Source organism: Micromonospora rhizosphaerae (assembly GCF_900091465.1).
GTDB classification, from domain to species: Bacteria; Actinomycetota; Actinomycetes; order Mycobacteriales; family Micromonosporaceae; genus Micromonospora; species Micromonospora rhizosphaerae.
Genome location: NZ_FMHV01000002.1, coordinates 5748673 through 5767043, shown reverse-complemented (window position 1 = coordinate 5767043; position 18371 = coordinate 5748673). Strand labels below are relative to the sequence as shown.

Sequence of the window (18371 nt, the reverse complement as noted above, 5' to 3'; positions counted from 1 at the left end):
CTGGAGCCTCTGGAACCTACCGCCTCGAGGCACCCACTCATCGGCTCTGTTAGCCATGCCCGGCGGATGCGACCCGACGGGTTCGACGGTGGCCAGCCGCCGCCAGCCACCCGACCCTCCGGCGGCGCCCGCCCGGCGCTGACCGGCAGGATGGCAGGGTGCTCATCGTCCGCGCGACCAAGAAACTGCTGGCCCGGATCGGCACGGCCGACCTGGCTGGCGAGGAGTCGACCACACTACTGGGCCAGTGGTATGCCACCGTCCTGCCCTGGCGCCCGCAGGCCGCGCTGCTGGTCAACGAACCGACCTTGCTGCCCGTGCTGATGCCGCTGGCGCCCGCGGCCACTCTGCTCGACCGGATCAGCGACCACATCGCCACCGCCCTGGCCGCCCACCAGGCACCGCACACCGTCATCGAGAACGAACGACGGCACATGAACGAGCATCGGGTCGCCAGCACTGTCAACCGCAGCGTCGTCGGCATCATGAACGAGTTCAGCTACCTGGCCACCGTCTACCGCCGCGACGACCCCGGCCAGAGCCTGCTCGACCTCTCACTGCGGCTGGCCACAACGCCGTGCAGCCCCCTGTACTCCAAGAGCATCAGCCCGGACCGAGAACTCGCCGCCCTCCTCACATCGGCAGCCTGACCATCGCAGCAACCGCACCAGCACTGAAACCATCCCGCGTCCGCTGGAACCGAAACCGCGCGGGCATCTGTGGCGATGAACGCCAGCCCACCCGGAGCGGCAGATCCGGTCGTTGAGAGGTGCCCGAGGCTGGTGTCGTAGCGTGCCACCCGTGAAGGATCACGAGCATGGGAATGTGCCCGGACCGTACGGGACCGAGGAAGAGCTCCGCCTGGAGGTCGAAGAACTCACCGACCTGCTGCGAGAGGACTCCGATTTCGCTGATCTCCGTGACTTGCTGGCTGCCCGCGGTCTGCGCGCATCGGACGTCCTCCTAGCGGGATTCATCTCGGGCGAGGACAACAGCCAGTATGGTGTACTCATTGCCGCCGACCTGCAGTGTATTCAGTTCGAGATCAATTCGGCCCGCCGACTGATCCTCTGGGAAACGATCGAAGATGTCGGCGTCTTGGCGAACGACTTCGCAGCGGTCGCCATCGGCATGGCAATGAGGCGCGCCGGCCACCTCACCTGAGTTGCACGGGGTCCAGCAGCAGGTGATCGACCGCCCGATCGATGGCCCGCGCTACCGCTGACGGCAACGGGATCAGGACGACCTTGCCGCCCTTGCTGCGGACCCGCAGGACCCGGTGGCCGTGTTCCTCACCGAGGTCGCCGATGTTGGCACCGCAGGCTTCGAAGATCCGCAACCCGAGGAGACCGAGCATCGCGATCAGCGCGAAGTCGTTCGGGTTGTCCGACAGCCGTGCGGCGGTGATCAGGGCTTCGAACTGCAGATGACCCAGCCCGAGGGTAGGTGAGAACCCCGGGTGGGATGCGGCTCATCGACTTGGGGACCGTGCAGATCGCACCACCGGAACGGGACCTGTGGATGCTCACCACGGCATTCACCAGCCTGGTCGGTGCTGAGCCAGTCGGCCTCGACAACGAGGGTGCTGGCCACAATACACCCGGGCGAGCGGTCGCATTGCCACACCTGCCGGTATCGCCCTCCATCGACGTTGGTGGGCGCTAGCCGATGTCGCCTCGTTCATCGACGACCTTCGCAGGCCGCACGGCGACGGAGAAGATGCCGCAGCAGCGCTGACCTACCTCACCGGATACCTCGAGACCGCCCCCGATTGAACGGCGCTACAACGGACGAACTCGGCTCCGCGCACCCGATAAGCCATCGATGACCGCTATCGCTCATCGGCACGTCCGGACGTCGGCGACCGGCGCCGACATCACCGTCGGTGACGAGCGCTTCGCGGCAGTGCGGATGCCGCGTCGAGGCTCAGCGGACCGCATGATTTGTCGTATCCGATCGTTAGGATCATCGGCCATGACTCGCACCACGCCGCCGCGGCCGCTGGACATCACGGAGCTCTTCCCCGAGTTGAGGGAGCACTCGGCGACGGCCACGCGGCTGCATCCCCGGCCCGGTATGCCGACGGCCGCCGACAGTTCGGTCGGTGGCCCGCTGCTCTGGCCGGCCGATGAGGCCTGGCCAGTGTGCATAGATGGCGATGCCCACTACATTTTCCGGCTCCGGACGCCGTCGACGGTCCGCCGCAGCCGGGAGATCTACGCGGCGGCGCAGGCCCGTGCCGACGCGACGGGCACTCGTTACGCCCTGACCGACGAGGAGCGAGCGCAGTTGCCGGGCCTCGACTTCTCCGAGCCGCACAGCCTGGTGAACCAGCCGATCTCGCTGGTCCCGGTGGCGCAGCTATACCGCCGGGACGTTCCCGACTTCACCGGCCCGGACGGCGCCGATCTGTTGCAGGTGCTGTGGTGCCCGCTGGATCACCCCGAGGAGGGCTACAACCCTCGGGTACGGCTGTACTGGCGGCAGAGCGCCGACGTCAGCCGGCCCTTGGCCGCGGCTCCCGAACCCCCCGTCGTCAACGACTCCTATCTGCCGACTCCCTGCGTCGTGTACCCGGAACAGATTCGCGAGTACCAGTACGGCGGACTGCTGCCCGAGGAACTCGACGCCCGGATCACCGCTTGGGAGGAGGAGACCGAGGAGGAATCCGACGACGAGGAGGGAATCGACTATCAGTTCGACCTGTCACTGGCGCCGGGCTGGAAGGTGGGCGGCTTCGCGAACTGGTCGCTGACCGACCCGCATCCGGTGGACTGCACGGAGTGTGGCACCGCGATGACGCTGCTGTTCACCGCCGACTCCGGCGAGTGGCACGGGTCGGGCGGCAGCTGGCGGCCGGTGGAAGATCCGGCGGAGGCTCCGCCCAACCCCACCGATGTCTCCATCGGCCGGGGTTATGCCCTGTACATCTTCCGCTGCCCGGTCTCGTTCGATCACCCACCAGCCACCGCCATGCAGTGATCTCTTCGAACGTCGGTATCCGAAACGGCGCACTACTTTCGGCATGTCCGCGCGTGGCCCCAGGGACGGCTGGCCACGCTCTGTGACGCGCGGTCCGCGATCCTGGGCACATTCCCTCGTACGCCGACGGCCCTCTTTGCCGACGTTCGCCCGGGGAGCACGTGGGGAGCAGCCGGGAGCACTGGACGGCGATGAACAGGCCCTTTGGCCACACCTGCTGTCTTTACTTTCCGCAGGTCCTGGGCGTGCTGCCTCGTTGATCGTGCTTGATTGACCTCTTCGGGAAGACCGAAGTACTCAAGCCGCCACTCGTCTCCATAGGCGCCGCCTGCGGCGAGTGGCCCCGTCCGCCTCCTGTGCGTCCGCACGACAGCGTGCTCCGTGTATGTCGTCTCGGTGAGTCGGTTTGTGGCCTGGCCCGGCTTGCGGTGACGTTCCGGCAAGCAGGGTCTGCAAGTTCCAGGTTAGACAGGTCGTCTAAAGTCTTGACCATCTGACTTGATGTTGGTTAGCGTGCCTGCCATGCAGACGGAGCAGCCGTACGAGGGCTCATCGCGATCGGACGGGCGTAGCCGGCAGCGTCCGGGCGTCGTGCCGTCCGCGGTGAAGTCGGCGCGTACCCCGGACGACTACTTGGAAACGCTGCGACCTCTCCTCGAGCCGATGTCGAAGGCGCTCGGCAACAGGTGCGAGATCGTTCTCCACGACTTCCGGCAGCCCGAGCACTCGATCGTGGCAATCACCGGCGATGTCACGGGCCGCAGTCCCGGAGGTTCAGTCACCCAGATCGGGTTGGCGATCATCCGGGCGGGCGACGACGCAGAAGATCAGTACAACTACATCACCAAGGCGCCGAACGGCCGGATCCTGAAGTCAACCACCGCGCCACTACGCGACGCGGACGGTCACGTCTTCGGAGCACTGTGTGTCAACGTCGACGTCACCGAGATGTGGATGATGTCGCAGACCATCCAGGAGATGATCGATGTTGACGCTCAAACGCCGCAGCCGGTCACTTTCGTAGACGACATCGACCGGGTCATCGGCGAGGTCCTCCAAGAGGAGACCAAGATGCTCGGACGCCCCCTGACCGGACTGACCAGGGCGGAGCGCCTGCAGCTGTTAAAGGCCCTGGACTATCGCGGTGTCTTTTCGCTGCAGCGGTCGGTCCCGCAGGTGGCAGAGCACCTCGGCCTGTCGCGAGCGACCCTTTACAACGATCTCCGGGAGATGCGTCGGGACAACGACGACTGACGCCAGGAGCCTGCGACACCCCCATTTACAGGCACGGCTGATGTCCGAGCCCGCACCGCGCAACCCACAAATGGCAGCACCCCTATCCCTTATGCCGCCTACCCGTCTTCCGCTTGGCAGTGCTCAACGCCAGCGTTTCGATCCCGCCAGCCCCCGAACGATTCGGAGATGACCCATGTCCAGACCTGATCCTGGCATCACCTCGCGCCGGGCCTTCCTGACCAAGAGCGCGTTGGCCCTCGGTTCCGTGGCCGCCCTGCCGCTGCTGCAGGCCTGCGGCGGATCCGGCGGCGGAGCTGCCGGCAAGGTGTCCCTCGACTTCGAGGGCTGGAACTACGACCCGGAGTTTCAAACGGACGTGGTCAACGAGTTCGTGCAGAAGAATCCGGCGATCCAGGTCAAGTTCGTGGGGCAGCCCGCCGACCAGTACCTGCAGAAGATGATCGCCCGGTTCACGAGTGGTAACCCGGCGGACGTGCTCTACGTACGCGACCAGGCCTTGGCCGGTTGGGCAGACGCGGGTTACCTGCAGCCCATCGAGGGGTTCGCCGGTTGGGAGGAGCTCACAAAGGGTCTCTTCCCGTTCCACCGTAGCGGTATGGAGTACAAGGGCAAGGTGTGGGGCCTGCCGTACTATGGCGACCACATCGCCTACGTGTACAACAAGGCGATGCTGCAGAAGGCCGGTATCAGCGCGCCGCCGGCGACCTGGGCTGAGGTGGCTGAGCAGGCGTTGGCCATCAAGCGGGCCGGCATCCTCGACAAGCCGGTGGTCTTTCCGCTCAAGGTCGGCGGCGGCCTTCACTGGTGGTCAGCGGTTTACGCCAGCGGCGGCAGCCTCTTCGACGAAAGCGGCGACCCGGTATTCCCGGACAAGGACCCGGTGGCGCTGGGGCTACTCGAGTGGATCGTCGACGCCGCCCGTAATAAGCAGATCCTGGACCCGACGTCGGTGCAGATGGGGACCGCCGAGACCCGTTTGGCGATCGCGGCTGGCAAGGTTGCCTTCGCCTCCAGCGCCCGTTACGACCTCAAGATGATCAATGATCCGAAGACCTCGAAGATCGCCGGTTCGGGTGTACAGACCCTATTTCCGAGCCTCACCGCCGGCGGACCGCATGCGACGGTCGGGTGGACGCAAATGTTCTCCATCGCCGCGACGACCAAGCACGCGGAGCAGGCGTGGGCGCTACTGAAGTACATCAGCAATCCCGAGGTGGCCAAGCGCTTTTACCTGAAGAAGGGCGTCGGGTATGCGTACGAGTCGCTCAACGATGACAAGGACATCGCCGCGGAGACGGCCAAGTGGAGCGATATGCAGATGTTTGCCAAGCAGGGCAGCCTCGCCAAGGCGCGGGAGTCGCTGGATCTGCCATGGGCCACCGAGTGGGAGGACTACAACATCCAGCAGATGCAGGAGGCGGTGCTGGGCAAGAAGAGCCCGCGGGAGGCCCTCACCGCGTCGGCCGACAAGGCCCGGCAGCTGAAGAAGTCTGCGTGAGCCCCATGTCCACCATACAAGCCGATCCATTCGTTCCCGCCGGACCACCGGGGGAGCGACGCACGTCGTCGCGCCCCCCGCACCGGCTCGTCGAATGGCGGGAGCGCATCTTCCCGTATGCGCTGAACCTGCCGGCGATCCTGATCCTGCTGGCGCTGATCGCATACCCGATTGGGCTGTCGTTCTGGATCAGCCTGCACGCCAAGAGCCTGCGTCGCCCCAACGACTTTCCGTTCGTCGGTCTGGACAACTATGCCACCGCGATGGGCTCTTCGGAGTTCGTCTCCGCCCTGGGCGTGACGCTCAAGTTCGCGGTGGCCTCGGTCGCCCTCATCGTGCTCTTCGGCCTGGGACTGGCCCTGTTGCTCAACGCGGACCTGAAGGGCCGGGCGGTGCTGCGTGCCCTGGTGCTGGTGCCGTGGGCCGTGCCGCCGATCATCAACGCCACGCTGTGGAGGCTCATCTTTGACTCGCACGTTGGGGCGCTCAATGGGCTGCTCCTGCAGCTCGGCTTCATCGACAGTTATCGGTCCTGGCTGATCGACCCGAACCTGTCATTGGTGATGGTCGTCATGGCCCACGTCTGGAACCACGTGCCCCTGGCCACCATCATCCTGCTCGCCGCGTTGCAGGCGATTCCCCGCGAGCTGTACGAGGCTGCGCAGGTGGACCGGACTAGCCGGTGGCGTGTGTTCTATCGGATCACGCTGCCGTGGCTGTTGCGCCCGATCCTCATTGTGATGATCCTGCAGACGATGGGAGCGCTGCGCGCCTTCGATCTGTTCTACGTGCTGACCGGCGGCGGCCCAGGAAACTCCACCACGGTGCTGGCGTGGCTGACATACCGGACCTCGTTCGTCAACCTCGACCTCGGTCTCGGCAGTGCCTACTCGTACGTGATCATGGCGATCACGCTGCTTGTGGCACTGTTCTACATCCGCGGCTTGTACAAGCGGGGTGACGTCGAATGAAATCCCGATATCGGCCCGCGCTCTACGTCTTCATGGTGCTCGCGGCGGCTTACCTGCTCGCACCGGTCGGCTGGATGGTGCTGCTCAGCGTAACGAACCAGGCCGAGGCGCTATCGGTGCCTCCGCACTGGACCCCGGAGAACCCGACCGTCGACAACTACAAGGCGTTCTTCCAACCAAACGCGAGTCAGGCCCTCATCGGGGCAGATGCGATCGCGGCGATGCCGCGGGCGATCTTGAACAGCGTCGTCGTGGGAGTAAGTGTCGCGGTGGTCAACGTCGTCATCGGCTCCATGGCGGCGTACTCGTTCGCCCGCCTGAAGTTCCGTGGCAGCGGCACGCTCATGGTCGTGTATCTCGCGTCGCGGATGGTGCCCGCGATTGGCATCATGATCCCACTCTATGTAGTCATGCAGAACCTCGGCCTGCTCAACAACCTGGTGTCGCTCGTCCTGGTCGAGACCGCGGAGACGCTGCCGTTCAGTATCTGGCTGCTGGCGTCCTACTTCCGCACCATCCCGCGCGACATCGAGGACGCCGCCCGCATCGACCGCTGTAGCTGGCTGCGCGCGATGGTGAAGGTGTTCCTGCCGGTCGCCGCGCCGTGCCTCGTCGCTACCGCGGTCTTCGGCTTCATGTCCTCGTGGGGTTCGTTCCTCTATCCACTGCTGTTCACCTCTGGCCCGGAAAGCGCGACCTTGCCGGTCATTGTCTCGAACTTCGCCACCGACCTGAACGCCGACTATGGCCTGTTGTCGACCTCGGGGGTCTTCGCAATCCTACCGCCGTTCCTGCTGGCCCTGTGGTTCCAGCGCTGGATCGTCAGCGGTGTGGCGTCCGGGGCGGTGAAGGGATGACCGTACTTCCCGTGGACGACGGCCACCCGGGGTTCGACGCCGGCCGGCTGGCCCGGGTCAGCGACCTGCTCGACATCGCCGCAAAGGACGGCATGTACCCGGGTGCGGTCGCGGTGGTCGCCCATCGGGGCCGCGTGGTCTACCAGCACGCCGCCGGCCGGCAGCAGGACGGCCCAGAGCCTCGAGTCAAGATGCCGCTCGACGCGGTGTTCGACCTCGCGTCGGTCACCAAGCCGGTCGCTGGCACGGCACTGTTGCTGATGATCGAGGACGGGCTGCTGACGCTGGACGACTACGTCGTGGATCACGTGCCCGAGTTTCAAGGGCGGGATAAGGGCGCGGTGCGGATCAGGCACCTGGTCAGCCACACCTCTGGAGTGGCGTCGAACCCGAAGCTCTACCACGAGCACAAGTCCTGGGAGAGGCTGCGGTCGGCGTACCTGACGCTGCCCCTGATCGGCGTACCGGGCAGTTTGTTTCTCTACTCGAGCATCAACTTCATCCTGCTGACGCTGATCGTCGAGCGGGTCTCCGGCAGGGCGCTTGACGTGCTGCTGCGCGAACGTGTGTTCGGGCCGCTCGGCATGACCGACACGATGTTCAACCCGCCCGAGGCGTTGCGGCCGCGCATCCCGGCGACTGAGTACGTCGACTGGCGAGGTAGCTACGACTGGGGCGTGGTGAACGACAAGACCGCGCAGCTGATGGGCGGCGTCTCCGCTCACGCCGGGCTGTTCTCCTCCGCACAGGATCTGGCGCTGTTCGGCCACATGCTGCTTAGCGGCGGCCGGTACGGCGACGCCCGGGTACTCAGCCCCGCTGCGGCCAAGCTGTTCCTGAGCGGCTGGCCCGACGAGCGCGGCGCCAGCCGTGGCGTCTGCTGGCTACCGGGGAACAGACGGACTTTCGGTGACCTAGTCGGCGGCCACTCCTTCGGACACACCGGCACCACCGGCACGGCCATGTGCCTCGTGCCGGCCGACGACCTGGTCGTCGTCCTGCTCACCAACCGCGTCCATCCCACGCGGAGCAACGATCTCATCGAAAAGTTCCGACCAAGGTTCTTCAACGCGGTGGCCGCCGCGCGGACCGGGAACTAGGGCAAGGAGCCGGAAAAATGGCACGAGTAAAGATCGAGTCCCTGGTCAAGAGGTTCGGCACCACTACCGCAGTCGACGACGTGAGCATTGACATCAGCGACTGCGAGTTCCTCGCGATGGTCGGGCCGTCCGGTTGCGGCAAGAGTTCCACACTGCGCATCGTCAGTGGTCTGGAGAAGCCAACCGCGGGCCGGATCATGTTCGACGGCAAGGACGTGACCCGGCAATCGCCCGACCAGCGCGACGTGGCGATGGTGTTCCAGAGCTACGCCCTCTACCCGCACATGTCGGTGCGTCGCAACCTCGCGTTCCCTCTGGAGAACATGCGGCTGCCGCGCGCGGAAATCGAGTCGCGGGTGGCGAAGGCGTCGGAGATGCTCGGGATCGGCGACCTGCTCGACCGGCGGCCGCGGCAGCTGTCCGGCGGTCAGCGCCAGCGCGTCGCGCTCGGTCGGGCGGTGGTGCGCGACGCGTCGGTGTTCCTGCTCGACGAGCCGCTGAGCAACCTCGACGCGCAGCTGCGCGTGAGCATGCGCTCGGAGCTCAAGCGCCTGCACGGCGAGCTCAAGCAGACGTTCATCTACGTCACCCACGATCAGGCCGAGGCCATGACGATGGCCGACCGGATCGCTGTGATGGCCGACGGCAAGCTCCAGCAGCTGGGTACGCCGGACGAGATCTACTTCCGGCCGGCGAACCGGTTCGTGGCGCAGTTCATGGGTACGCCGGCGATGAACTTCCTCTCTGGCCGGCTCACGCTCGAGGGCGGTCAGGCCCGCGTCCTCGTCAACGGCACCACCCACACCGTCAGCGTGCCCGAGTCGGTCGCCCGATGGACCGGCCCGCACGAGGTGGCCCTGGGCGTGCGGCCAGAGGCCATCCAGCTGGTGCCGGCGGGCAGCGGCTGCCTTACCGGGGTTATCAGCCTCGTCGAACCGCTGCATCCGGACGTCTTCGTGACCGTCGACGTGGGCGGCCAAGCGCTCATCCTGCGTACCGGCACCGGCGACCGGCCGGCAGTCGGCCAACGCGTCGATCTGCACCTCGCCACCGCCGCGCTGCATGTCTTCGCCGCCACCGGCGAGCGAATCGGCGCGGATCCTGTTGTGCCGGTCGACGCGAGCGCGGAAAGGTAGGAGGCCATGCGGATCACGGCAATGACCGTCCAAGTGGTCAACATACCGCTGACCACGACATGGCAAACCTCCTTCGACCGCCGCACCGGCACGACTCGTACAGTGGTGCGCCTCGAGACCGACACCGGCCTCGTGGGGTGGGGCGAGACATTCCGCGGCAGTCCCACGGCGGCGCTCATCGAGCGCTACCGGGACATCCTCATCGGCTGGAACCCGTACGAGCTGGAGAAGCTGCGGACCCGGTTGCGGATGACGCCGTTCTTCTACGGCTACCTCGGCTATGCCGCAGTAGCCGGCATCGAGATGGCCTGTCTCGACCTGATCGGCAAGGACACCGGGCGATCGCTTACCGAACTCCTCGGGGGTCGGGTGCGTGACCAGGTGCGGGTTTCCGGGATGGTGACGCCCGGCATGCTGCCGGCCGGCACCGGACCGGCGTCGCCGCAGGCGCTGGCCGGGGCCGCCGCGGAACTGCGCGACCAGTACGGCTTCGACGTGCTCAAGCTCAAAGGATCGTCCAACGCCCGCAAGGATGTCGCTCTCGTGGCGGCCATGCGCGAACGCCTGCCCGACATCGGGTTGCGACTGGACCCGAACGCGGCCTGGTCGGTCGCCGACTCGGTCTGGGCCGCCCGCCAGCTGCTCCCGCTCGACCTGGAGTACCTGGAGGATCCGTGCGCGGGGATGGAAGGCATGGCGCGGGTCCGACAGGCGGTCGGAATTCCATTGTGCACGAACATGTGCGTCGTCCGGCTGGAAGATTTCGCTCCGGCGATCCGCACCGGTGCGATCGACGTGATCCATGGCGATGTGCACAAGTGGGGTGGTGTCGGTGCCGTGCGTCGGCTCGCCGCCCTGTGCGACGCGTTTGGCATCGGCATGAACCTGCACAGTGGAGGGGAGCTGGGCATCTCCACCGCTTGCCACTTACAGCTGACGGCCGCGACCGCCGAGATCGGGTACGCGGTCGACAGCGTGTACTACCTGCTCGCCGACGACGTGATCGAGGAGCCCTTCGCGGTGAAGGACGGGATGCTGCCTGTACCCACCGGTCCCGGCCTCGGCGTGACGGTCGACACCGAGAAGCTCGAGCGCTACTCCCGGCTGCACGCGATCGAAGGAGACCTGGTGTGGTAGCCCGTGGATGCCCAAAAGCGAATAGGCGCACACCGTGACCGACCCAGCCGCGGTGCCCGTCAACGGAGCGTCGCTGGCCGTCGCGGACGGATCCCTGCACTACACCTTGTCCGGCCACGGGCCCGTGGTGGTCTTCGCCCACGGGCTCGGCGGCAACCACCGGTCGTGGTGGCAACAGGTGCCCTACTTCGCTCAGCGCTACACCTGCCTGAATTTCAGCCACCGCGGGTTCGCTCCGTCGCGCGACGATGTCACCGGCCAGCCGTCGCCGCAACGGTTCGCCGATGACCTGACCCGGCTGCTCGACCACCTCGACTTCGAGCGGGTGTCCATCGTCGCGCAGTCGATGGGTGGCTGGACGGCGATGGAGTTCGCGCTGCGCGCTCCCGACCGGCTCACGTCACTGGTGCTGTCCGGCAGCACAGGCACCCTGAGACATCCCGGGCTCGCATCGCTCGGCGCGACCGGCGGTGACCCGACGATCCGCAGGCTGCGTGCCCGCGGCGTGCATCCGGCGGCCGGCGAGCGGATGGCGCGGGAGCAACCTGAACTTCATCGGCTGTTCGCCGACATCGACCGCTCGAGTGGCGAATGGGACCGTGATGCGGTCCGGGCGGCCTTGGACGCCATGCGCGTCCGCGACCCCGACGAGCTGCGGGCCGTGCGCTGCCCAGTGCTCGCGCTGGTAGGCGCGGAGGACGTCGTCTGCCCTCCCGCCAACGTCGAGATCCTCGCGAGCGGGCCGCTGCGGGTCAGCGTGACGACGGTCCCGCGAGCCGGTCACTCGGTGTATTTCGAAAGATCGGCGAAGTTCAACGAAATCGTCCGGAATTTCCTGCGTGACGCTGAGGTGAACGGATGACGGGCGTAGGGGTAATCGGCACGGGGGCGCTCGGCCACGGTATTGCCAGCCGGCTCGCGGCTGGCGCGATTCCCGGTGTCACCCTGGCGGCCGTCGCCGGCCGGCCGGAATCCGAGGCCCGGCTACAGGCCTTCGCGCGCCAGTGGCGGTGCCAGGCCACGACCCGGCCGTCCGACCTGCCGGGCATGGGAGCCAGACTCGTTGTCGAGGCAGCCGGTGTCGAAGCGGCTCGGGAGTACGCCCCGCCGTTACTCACCGCCGGGGCCGACGTCATCCTCATGAGTACCGGGGCGCTGGCGAGCCGTCAGTTCGTCCTCGATCTCGAACACGCGGCGGTGGCCGCCGGCCGGCGGGTGTACCTGCCGTCGGGATCGATCGCCGGGCTGGACGGGCTGCTTGCGGCGATGGAGGGCGGGGACGTCGAGGTAGCCATCACGACCCGCAAGCATCCATTGGCGTTGCGCGAGGCGCCGTACCTTGCCGGCTCCGACCTCGATCTCGACCACCTCCACGAGGCAATTGTGATCTTCGACGGCAGCGCGCAGGACGCCATCGCTGGCTTTCCGTCGAACATGAACGTGGCTATCACGTTGGCCACGGCGGCCGGCGACCTCGACCGGGTGAAGGTGCGCATCGTGGCCGACCCGGCGGCGACACTCACGGTCCACCAGGTAAAGGTCAAGGCGAAATCCGGCACCATGACGGTCGAACTGGTCAACCGTCCGTCGCCGACCAACCCGCGGTCGAGCTGGCTCGCCGGGCTGAGCGCGCTCGCGACGATCCGGCGTATCGCCTCGTCGCTGCACGTCGGGTAGGTCCGGTCCTCGGTCGTTCGGCTGTAAGCGACCGTCGGCCACGACAACCCATTCGAAGGAGGCCCGTGATGCTGCTACCTATTAGAACCCCAGGTGCCGAACATGGGCAGCCACTGCTGGGCGTTAGTGAGATCATCGATGTCCCGGAGGTAACGGCCGGTGACTTCAAGCCCGTATCCATCGCCGACGGTCCTGCGAGGGTCGTGCTCGACCCAGGCGACATCATCAACACCGGGACGCCACCAAGCGTCGCCCTACTCCGGAGTACCTCAAGCCGGGTGACGTCGTGGAACTGGGCATCACCGGCCAGGGCCGGCAGGGGCAGACCGTCGTCGCGGTGCCCTGAATCACCGTCCCAGCCACGAACGAGGCGGCCATGACATCCATGCATACGGACACCGCTCAGCCACCTGCCGAACCGCTGCTGGACACGCTCCGGGCAGCCGTCCCGGGAGGTGAGGTCAAAGACCGCAACATTGACCGGATTGCCTATGGGTCGGACGCGTCGCATTACGCGCTCGTCCCGCGGGCGGTCGTGGTGGCGCGTGACAGCGCGGACGTCGCGTCTCTATTCCGGGCGAGCGCCGCCGCCGGGGTCCCGCTCACGTTCCGATCCGGCGGCACCAGCCTGTCCGGTCAGGGCGTGACCGATGGCATCCTGGTCGATACTCGACGCCACTTCCGCAGCGTTGACGTCATGGACGGGGGCGCCCGGGTACGCGTCCAGCCCGGGGTCACCGTCCGTCAGGTCAACGCCCGGCTCGCACCGCTGGGGTACCGGCTGGGGCCCGACCCCGCCAGCGAGACCGCGTGCACTATCGGCGGCGTCATCGCCAATAACTCCAGCGGCATGTCGTGCGGCACCGAGTTCAACACGTACCGCACCATCCAGTCGATGGTGTTCGTGCTGCCGAGCGGAGTCGTGATCGACTCGGCCGCGCACGACGCCGACGCGCACCTGCACGCCCGGGAGCCGGATCTCCACGAGGGACTGCTACGGCTGGCGGCGCTGGTGAAGGCTGATCCGGACGCCGTCCGCACCATCCGGTTGCAGTTCTCGATGAAAAACACGATGGGGTATGGCCTCAACGCGCTCCTCGACTACGAGCGGGCGATCGACATTCTGGTCCACCTCATAGTCGGCAGCGAAGGCACCCTCGCTCACGTCGCTGAGGCGACCTTCGAGACGGTTCCGGTACTGCCGCACGCCGCGACCGGGCTGCTGATCTTCCCGGAGCTACGCGCGGCGACCGACGCGCTGGAGGCCCTGCGCGACAGCGGTGCAGTGGCCCTCGAACTGCTCGACCGGGCCTCGCTGCGCGTCGCGCAGTCCGATCCGACCGTCGACCCGCTCCTGCGGTCGTTGACGATCGACCGGCACGCGGCGCTGCTCGTCGAGTACCAGGAGGCCTCCGCCGAGGCGCTGGTGCAGCGTCGCGCCCAGGCGGATCCGGCCATCGGCGGCCTCCCACTGGCCAGATCCGCCGCCTTGTCATCGGACGCCGCCGCCCGTCGTCGGCTGTGGCGGCTGCGCAAGGGCCTGTACGCGGCAGTCGCCGGGACCCGGCCGCCGGGAACGACGGCGCTGCTGGAGGACATCGCGGTGCCGGTGCAGGCCCTGTCGCGCACCTGCGAAGAGCTGACCGCGTTGTTGGCCCGGCGCGGCTACGAGGGCAGCGTCATCTTCGGCCACGCCAGGGACGGCAACATCCACTTCATGCTCACCGAGCGGTTCGCCGAGCGTGGCCAGGTCGACCGGTACGCCAGGTTCACCGAGGAGATGGTGGACCTCGTCCTCGCCGAGGGCGGCACCCTCAAGGCCGAGCACGGCACCGGACGGGTAATGGCACCATACGTGCGGCGGCAGTACGGCGACGCACTGTACGAGGTCATGCGCGAGATCAAGCGGCTCTGCGACCCAGCCGGTCTCCTCAACCCCGGTGTGGTGATCAGCGACGATCCGCAGACCCACCTGCGGCATCTGAAGGTGACGCCGACGGTCGACCCGCAGATCGACCGGTGCGTGGAATGCGGGTACTGCGAGCCGGTGTGCCCCAGCCGCAATCTGACCACCACGCCCCGCCAGCGCATCACCCTGTTGCGCGCCATCAACACCGCACGCACGACCGACCCGGCGCTGACGGCCGAACTGGAACGCGACTACGGCTATGCCGGCATTGACACCTGCGCCGCAGACGGGATGTGCCAGACGTCATGCCCGGTGTCCATCAACACGGGCGACGTAGTCAAGCGGCTGCGTGCTCAGCGCACCGGCCCGGGGGAGCAATGGGCGTGGCGGACGGCGGCGCGCCACTGGCATGGTGCCACCCGGGCGGCCGCGTCGGCGCTCACCCTCGCGTCCCGGCTGCCCAACGTAACCACGCGAGCGAGCCAGGCGGGTCGCGCGCTGCTCGGCGCCGACACCATCCCACTGTGGACACCTGACCTGCCCAGCGGCGGCCAGCGGCGACCGGCGGCTTCCGCGCCGCTCCACGCCAGCGCCGTATTCTTCGCCGCGTGCACCGGATCGATCTTCGGGCCGCCCGACGGCGCCCCCGGCGCGTCCCGTGCCTTCCTTTCGCTATGCCGCAAGGCGGGCGTCGAGATGGTGGTCCCCGCCGGGCTCGACTCCTTGTGCTGCGCAACCCCCTGGCAGTCGAAGGGGTTCACCGACGGGTACGAACAGATGCGTGCCAGAGTCGTGCCGGTCCTGCTCGCCGCCAGCCGAAATGGTGACCTGCCGATCGTATGCGACGCGTCGTCCTGCACCGAGGGTCTTGAGCAGTTGCTCTCCGACCCGGCTGGCCATGGCCAACTCCGCGTCGTCGACGCAGTCAGCTTCGTCCACGCCCAACTGCTGCCGCGCCTCGCCGTTACCAGCCGCCTCGACTCCCTGGCGCTGCACCCGACCTGCTCATCGACCCGGCTGGGCATCAACGACACGTTGAGCCGCCTGGCGAACGTCGTGGCGACCACGGTACGAGTGTCGGAAGACTGGAGCTGCTGCGCGTTCGCTGGCGACCGGGGCCTTCTCCATCCCGAACTGACAGCGTCAGCAACGGCATCGGAAGCTGATGATGTGGCCGGAACGCCGGCGGCCGCCTACGTATCGTGCAACCGGACCTGCGAGGTAGGCATGTCGCGGGCGGTCGGGCACACCTACCGCCATCTCATCGAGCTGGTCGACGAAGTGACCGCACCCCGCAGTGAGGTGCAGTAAGGACCTGGACATGTCCTCCGACATGAGCGAATGAGTCCATGCCCGAGCCGCCCGACGTCCCGTGGCCTGGGATCACACTCCAGCCGTGCGACGCTCAATTCGCCTCAGACATCTGCCCTGGCGAAGTAGGGGCGGGGGAGCAGGTTGAGAGCAGCGGGTCGCTCCCAATCGCGCTGAACCGCCCGCAGCTTGGCTGAGCTGTTCGTATCGTCTTAGCCGGACCTGTTCAGAGCCGTAAGGAGCCGCTGGGGGGTCTGACCTTGCCTGTGGGTGCAGATTGGGAGCAGCTTGGCGGAGTGGTCACCGCGTCCGAAGTGGTCACCGACCCCAGGTGCCGAAGCGTCGGCTGACCTGCGACGATGCGGGCGAGCGGGCCGGCATGAGCTCCCAGAAGACCGAAGAGGTCAGCCTTCGCTGCTCCCCGCCTGGTCGGTGCCGGCTGTCGTCGTGGAGCCCGCTGACGCCACTCAAGAAAGTCTGCGGCATCGACGTAGGGCTCTGGGGCCGGCCGTGCTGCTGGCGGTATGGATCCCGGGAGCTGAGACTCGAATCCCACCAGCAACCTCCTGACCAGGGCTTCTTGCTCGGAGACCTCTTCGGCGGTCCTGAAGTGGTCGCGGCGCATCGACCGGTTGGGCTGGAGGCGACCCTCAGTCACCCCAGAAATTGAGCCTCTGGCGCGAATCCTGTTGTGAGGGCGTGACTTGCGATTAGGTCGCACTCGATCTCGAGCAGTTGTGTGGGGGAGCAGCCCGGCAAGCCTGCCCAGGAGCTTTCGAGGGGCTGGCTGAAGGCGGCGCCCTGCCGGTGGCCTTCAAGCTGACTCTTGGCGGCATGAGCGGCCAGTCGTGCCCGGATCAGCCCTTGACCGATGTACACGAGGCGCGTCTGGCCGGGTCGGCGGATCCGGTAGACGCCCACCATCGGCTCCGCCACCGGCCCGGAACTCCAGGAGCTCCAGGGAAGCTGCGCCCAGTCACACGCCGTCGGAGCCCGACCAAGGTCAAGGACCGGGTTTTGGTCGGCAGGCCTGGAGGCGCGGGAGTCCTGGTAACCGCGTGCTCGGCGGCCTGCCCTCACGAGCGCTGCGGTGTTACCGGTGGACTTGACCCACCCGTCCGGCATGCGTCCGAAGTTGGCCGTCGGCGAGCGACCGAATCGCGTTCGGTGTTGCGAAAGCACCACACACTCCGCCATCTTGCGTTCCCTGACGTCGCCGGCGAACTCCGCGATGGAGAACTCGAACTTGGCGCCCTCGGCGTTGCGCATGACCCAGAGGCAGGGAGCGGCCGTATGCGGGTCGTTGTACGGCATCTCATCGCGATAAAGCACGCATAGCTGACCGAGTCGGCGTCGCAGCTCAGCGGTCTGCCCGACGTAGGCGAGGGCGCTGTCACCGATGCGCCTCACCTGGTACAGCCCCGGGCCTTGCGGCACCTGCAGGCGAACGGGCCGGTCGCCCAGCGGAAGCCAACCGCTCCACGCGAGAGCCGGCGTCGCCCGGCTCGAGCTCAAAGCCGGCCACCCGCACGGAAGTGGTCAAAGGTCCCTCGCACCTGCTGGATCCACAACGCCTCTCGAGCCTGCTTCCAGGCACCCTTGTGGAGTAAACCCATGTCCCGCGCGAGCTGATAGAAGCCTGGGCCGGCGTCGTTCGCATCAAGGTAGATCACCAGCGCCGACATCATCGCCCCTACAACCGGATACGTCTCCTGGACAATCCGGCCCAGCAAAGGGCTCCGTTGCATTGAGCGTTAGCAAGATCGAGGCAGGCTTGACCGGTGAAGCCATCAACCCGTCCTCGCCCCTGCCTGCCGCCGAAGTCGGCGTTCGGCGGGTTCCGGTTCCCGGCCGAGGTGATCGTGGTCGCGGTCCGCTGGTACCTGCGCTACAACCTGTCCTACCGCGATGTGGAGGAACTGCTGGTCGAACGCGGCGTCGAGGTCGACCACGTCACCGTCTACCGGTGGGTGCAACGCTTCACGACGCTGCTGGCCGACGCGGCCCGATTCTGTCGCCACTCACCGGGTGATCGATGGTTCGTTGACGAGACGTACGTCAAGGTCAACGGCGTGTGGCGGTACGTGTACCGGGCAGTTGACCAGTATGGGCAGGTCATCGACGTGCTGGTCTCGGCCCGCCGGGACGCTGATGCGGCCCGGCGGTTCTTCCGTCGTGCCCTGGCCGCGCTTAAGGTGACACCCAGCGAGGTGGTCACCGACGCCGCCGCGGTCTACCCGGGCGTGCTTGACGAGCTGATCCCGTCCGCGTGGCACCACGTCGAGCGGTACGCCAATAATCCGATCGAGGCCGATCACAGCCGGCTCAAACAGCGGTTAAGACCGATGCGCGGGCTGCGGACCGACACGACAGCGCAGGTGATCATCGCCGGACACGCCTTCATGCAGAACCTACGACGCGGCCACTACGAACTCGGAATCGACGCCCCACCGGCTACGCGGGTCGCTGCGGCGTTCACCGAACTCGCCCAGGCGATCTGACCGCGGATTCGATACCGGTTCGACACGTCCGCCGA

17 protein-coding genes are annotated in these 18371 nt (G+C 67.0%); 14 read left to right on the top strand and 3 right to left on the bottom strand.

All coding sequences use genetic code 11. The features are described 5' to 3' along the window. The first annotated feature begins 158 nt into the window (after nt 1-158). Both GA0070624_RS27215 and GA0070624_RS27210 read left to right on the top strand, forming a co-directional pair. Nucleotides 159-650, top strand: a complete 492-nt coding sequence (locus GA0070624_RS27215) for a DUF6933 domain-containing protein (protein ID WP_091345731.1) — start codon at nt 159-161, stop codon at nt 648-650. Between the two features lie 151 nt (nt 651-801). Continuing rightward, nucleotides 802-1164, top strand: a complete 363-nt coding sequence (locus tag GA0070624_RS27210; RefSeq protein WP_141715190.1) for a hypothetical protein — start codon at nt 802-804, stop codon at nt 1162-1164. On the opposite strand, the gene GA0070624_RS27205 is transcribed toward GA0070624_RS27210, so the two are convergent. After that, nucleotides 1157-1357 (bottom strand): site-specific integrase, encoded by a 201-nt coding sequence (locus tag GA0070624_RS27205; protein WP_091345729.1) that lies wholly within the window; start codon nt 1355-1357, stop codon nt 1157-1159. The two genes, GA0070624_RS27210 and GA0070624_RS27205, sit on opposite strands and share 8 nt — an antisense overlap. Nucleotides 1358-1824: 467 nt before the next feature. Between GA0070624_RS27205 and GA0070624_RS27195 the strand changes: the two genes are divergently transcribed. The 11 genes from GA0070624_RS27195 (at nt 1825) to GA0070624_RS27145 (ending at nt 15835) form a co-directional block, all read left to right on the top strand. Beyond that, nucleotides 1825-2982 carry a hypothetical protein gene (locus tag GA0070624_RS27195; RefSeq protein ID WP_218105336.1) on the top strand — a complete coding sequence of 386 codons (1158 nt, stop codon included), beginning with the start codon at nt 1825-1827 and terminating at the stop codon, nt 2980-2982. Nucleotides 2983-3504: 522 nt separating this feature from the next. Continuing rightward, nucleotides 3505-4236 (top strand): helix-turn-helix transcriptional regulator, encoded by a 732-nt coding sequence (locus GA0070624_RS27190; RefSeq protein WP_091349895.1) that lies wholly within the window; start codon nt 3505-3507, stop codon nt 4234-4236. Nucleotides 4237-4411: 175 nt separating this feature from the next. Further along, nucleotides 4412-5737, top strand: coding sequence for an ABC transporter substrate-binding protein (locus tag GA0070624_RS27185; protein ID WP_091345727.1), 1326 nt, complete (start codon nt 4412-4414; stop codon nt 5735-5737). A gap of 5 nt (nt 5738-5742) precedes the next feature. Then, on the top strand, nt 5743-6708 hold the full coding sequence (locus tag GA0070624_RS27180) for a carbohydrate ABC transporter permease (RefSeq protein WP_245719195.1): 966 nt from the start codon (nt 5743-5745) through the stop codon (nt 6706-6708). Further along, complete coding sequence (locus GA0070624_RS27175; protein ID WP_091345725.1) at nt 6705-7565, top strand: carbohydrate ABC transporter permease; 861 nt, start codon at nt 6705-6707, stop codon at nt 7563-7565. Before GA0070624_RS27180 ends, GA0070624_RS27175 begins: the two co-directional genes overlap by 4 nt. Then, nucleotides 7562-8665: a serine hydrolase domain-containing protein gene (locus tag GA0070624_RS27170; RefSeq protein WP_091345724.1), complete on the top strand. Its 1104-nt coding sequence runs from the start codon at nt 7562-7564 to the stop codon at nt 8663-8665. The genes GA0070624_RS27175 and GA0070624_RS27170 overlap by 4 nt, the downstream gene beginning before the upstream one ends. Nucleotides 8666-8781: 116 nt before the next feature. Continuing rightward, nucleotides 8782-9801 (top strand): ABC transporter ATP-binding protein, encoded by a 1020-nt coding sequence (locus GA0070624_RS36530; RefSeq protein WP_425413523.1) that lies wholly within the window; start codon nt 8782-8784, stop codon nt 9799-9801. Between the two features lie 6 nt (nt 9802-9807). Next, nucleotides 9808-10938: a mandelate racemase/muconate lactonizing enzyme family protein gene (locus GA0070624_RS27160; RefSeq protein WP_091345722.1), complete on the top strand. Its 1131-nt coding sequence runs from the start codon at nt 9808-9810 to the stop codon at nt 10936-10938. A 34-nt stretch (nt 10939-10972) separates the two neighbouring features. Beyond that, nucleotides 10973-11800 carry an alpha/beta fold hydrolase gene (locus tag GA0070624_RS27155; RefSeq protein ID WP_091345721.1) on the top strand — a complete coding sequence of 276 codons (828 nt, stop codon included), beginning with the start codon at nt 10973-10975 and terminating at the stop codon, nt 11798-11800. Continuing rightward, entirely contained in the window at nt 11797-12615 is an 819-nt protein-coding gene (locus tag GA0070624_RS27150) for an aspartate dehydrogenase (RefSeq protein ID WP_091345720.1), read from the top strand. Before GA0070624_RS27155 ends, GA0070624_RS27150 begins: the two co-directional genes overlap by 4 nt. Nucleotides 12616-12991: 376 nt before the next feature. Next, entirely contained in the window at nt 12992-15835 is a 2844-nt protein-coding gene (locus GA0070624_RS27145; protein WP_245719025.1) for an FAD-binding and (Fe-S)-binding domain-containing protein, read from the top strand. Nucleotides 15836-16489: 654 nt separating this feature from the next. Here GA0070624_RS27145 and GA0070624_RS27140 read toward each other — a convergent pair. Further along, entirely contained in the window at nt 16490-17149 is a 660-nt protein-coding gene (locus GA0070624_RS27140; RefSeq protein ID WP_141715188.1) for a hypothetical protein, read from the bottom strand. A 197-nt stretch (nt 17150-17346) separates the two neighbouring features. Further along, nucleotides 17347-17520, bottom strand: a complete 174-nt coding sequence (locus GA0070624_RS27135; RefSeq protein WP_218105335.1) for a hypothetical protein — start codon at nt 17518-17520, stop codon at nt 17347-17349. A gap of 126 nt (nt 17521-17646) precedes the next feature. On the opposite strand from GA0070624_RS27135, the gene GA0070624_RS27130 reads away from it, so the two are divergent. Then, complete coding sequence (locus GA0070624_RS27130; RefSeq protein ID WP_091349892.1) at nt 17647-18336, top strand: IS6 family transposase; 690 nt, start codon at nt 17647-17649, stop codon at nt 18334-18336. The last annotated feature ends 35 nt before the right edge of the window (nt 18337-18371 follow it).

What these genes read in the sequence shown, in the direction of transcription:
- GA0070624_RS27205 (WP_091345729.1), bottom strand. Translation starts at nt 1,357, where the DNA reads ATGCTCGGTCTCCTCGGGTTGCGGATCTTCGAAGCCTGCGGTGCCAAC.
- GA0070624_RS27195 (WP_218105336.1), top strand. Translation starts at nt 1,825, where the DNA reads ATGACCGCTATCGCTCATCGGCACGTCCGGACGTCGGCGACCGGCGCC.
- GA0070624_RS27190 (WP_091349895.1), top strand. Translation starts at nt 3,505, where the DNA reads ATGCAGACGGAGCAGCCGTACGAGGGCTCATCGCGATCGGACGGGCGT.
- GA0070624_RS27185 (WP_091345727.1), top strand. Translation starts at nt 4,412, where the DNA reads ATGTCCAGACCTGATCCTGGCATCACCTCGCGCCGGGCCTTCCTGACC.
- GA0070624_RS27180 (WP_245719195.1), top strand. Translation starts at nt 5,743, where the DNA reads ATGTCCACCATACAAGCCGATCCATTCGTTCCCGCCGGACCACCGGGG.
- GA0070624_RS27175 (WP_091345725.1), top strand. Translation starts at nt 6,705, where the DNA reads ATGAAATCCCGATATCGGCCCGCGCTCTACGTCTTCATGGTGCTCGCG.
- GA0070624_RS27170 (WP_091345724.1), top strand. Translation starts at nt 7,562, where the DNA reads ATGACCGTACTTCCCGTGGACGACGGCCACCCGGGGTTCGACGCCGGC.
- GA0070624_RS36530 (WP_425413523.1), top strand. Translation starts at nt 8,782, where the DNA reads ATGGTCGGGCCGTCCGGTTGCGGCAAGAGTTCCACACTGCGCATCGTC.
- GA0070624_RS27160 (WP_091345722.1), top strand. Translation starts at nt 9,808, where the DNA reads ATGCGGATCACGGCAATGACCGTCCAAGTGGTCAACATACCGCTGACC.
- GA0070624_RS27150 (WP_091345720.1), top strand. Translation starts at nt 11,797, where the DNA reads ATGACGGGCGTAGGGGTAATCGGCACGGGGGCGCTCGGCCACGGTATT.
- GA0070624_RS27145 (WP_245719025.1), top strand. Translation starts at nt 12,992, where the DNA reads ATGACATCCATGCATACGGACACCGCTCAGCCACCTGCCGAACCGCTG.
- GA0070624_RS27140 (WP_141715188.1), bottom strand. Translation starts at nt 17,149, where the DNA reads ATGCCGTACAACGACCCGCATACGGCCGCTCCCTGCCTCTGGGTCATG.
- GA0070624_RS27135 (WP_218105335.1), bottom strand. Translation starts at nt 17,520, where the DNA reads ATGTCGGCGCTGGTGATCTACCTTGATGCGAACGACGCCGGCCCAGGC.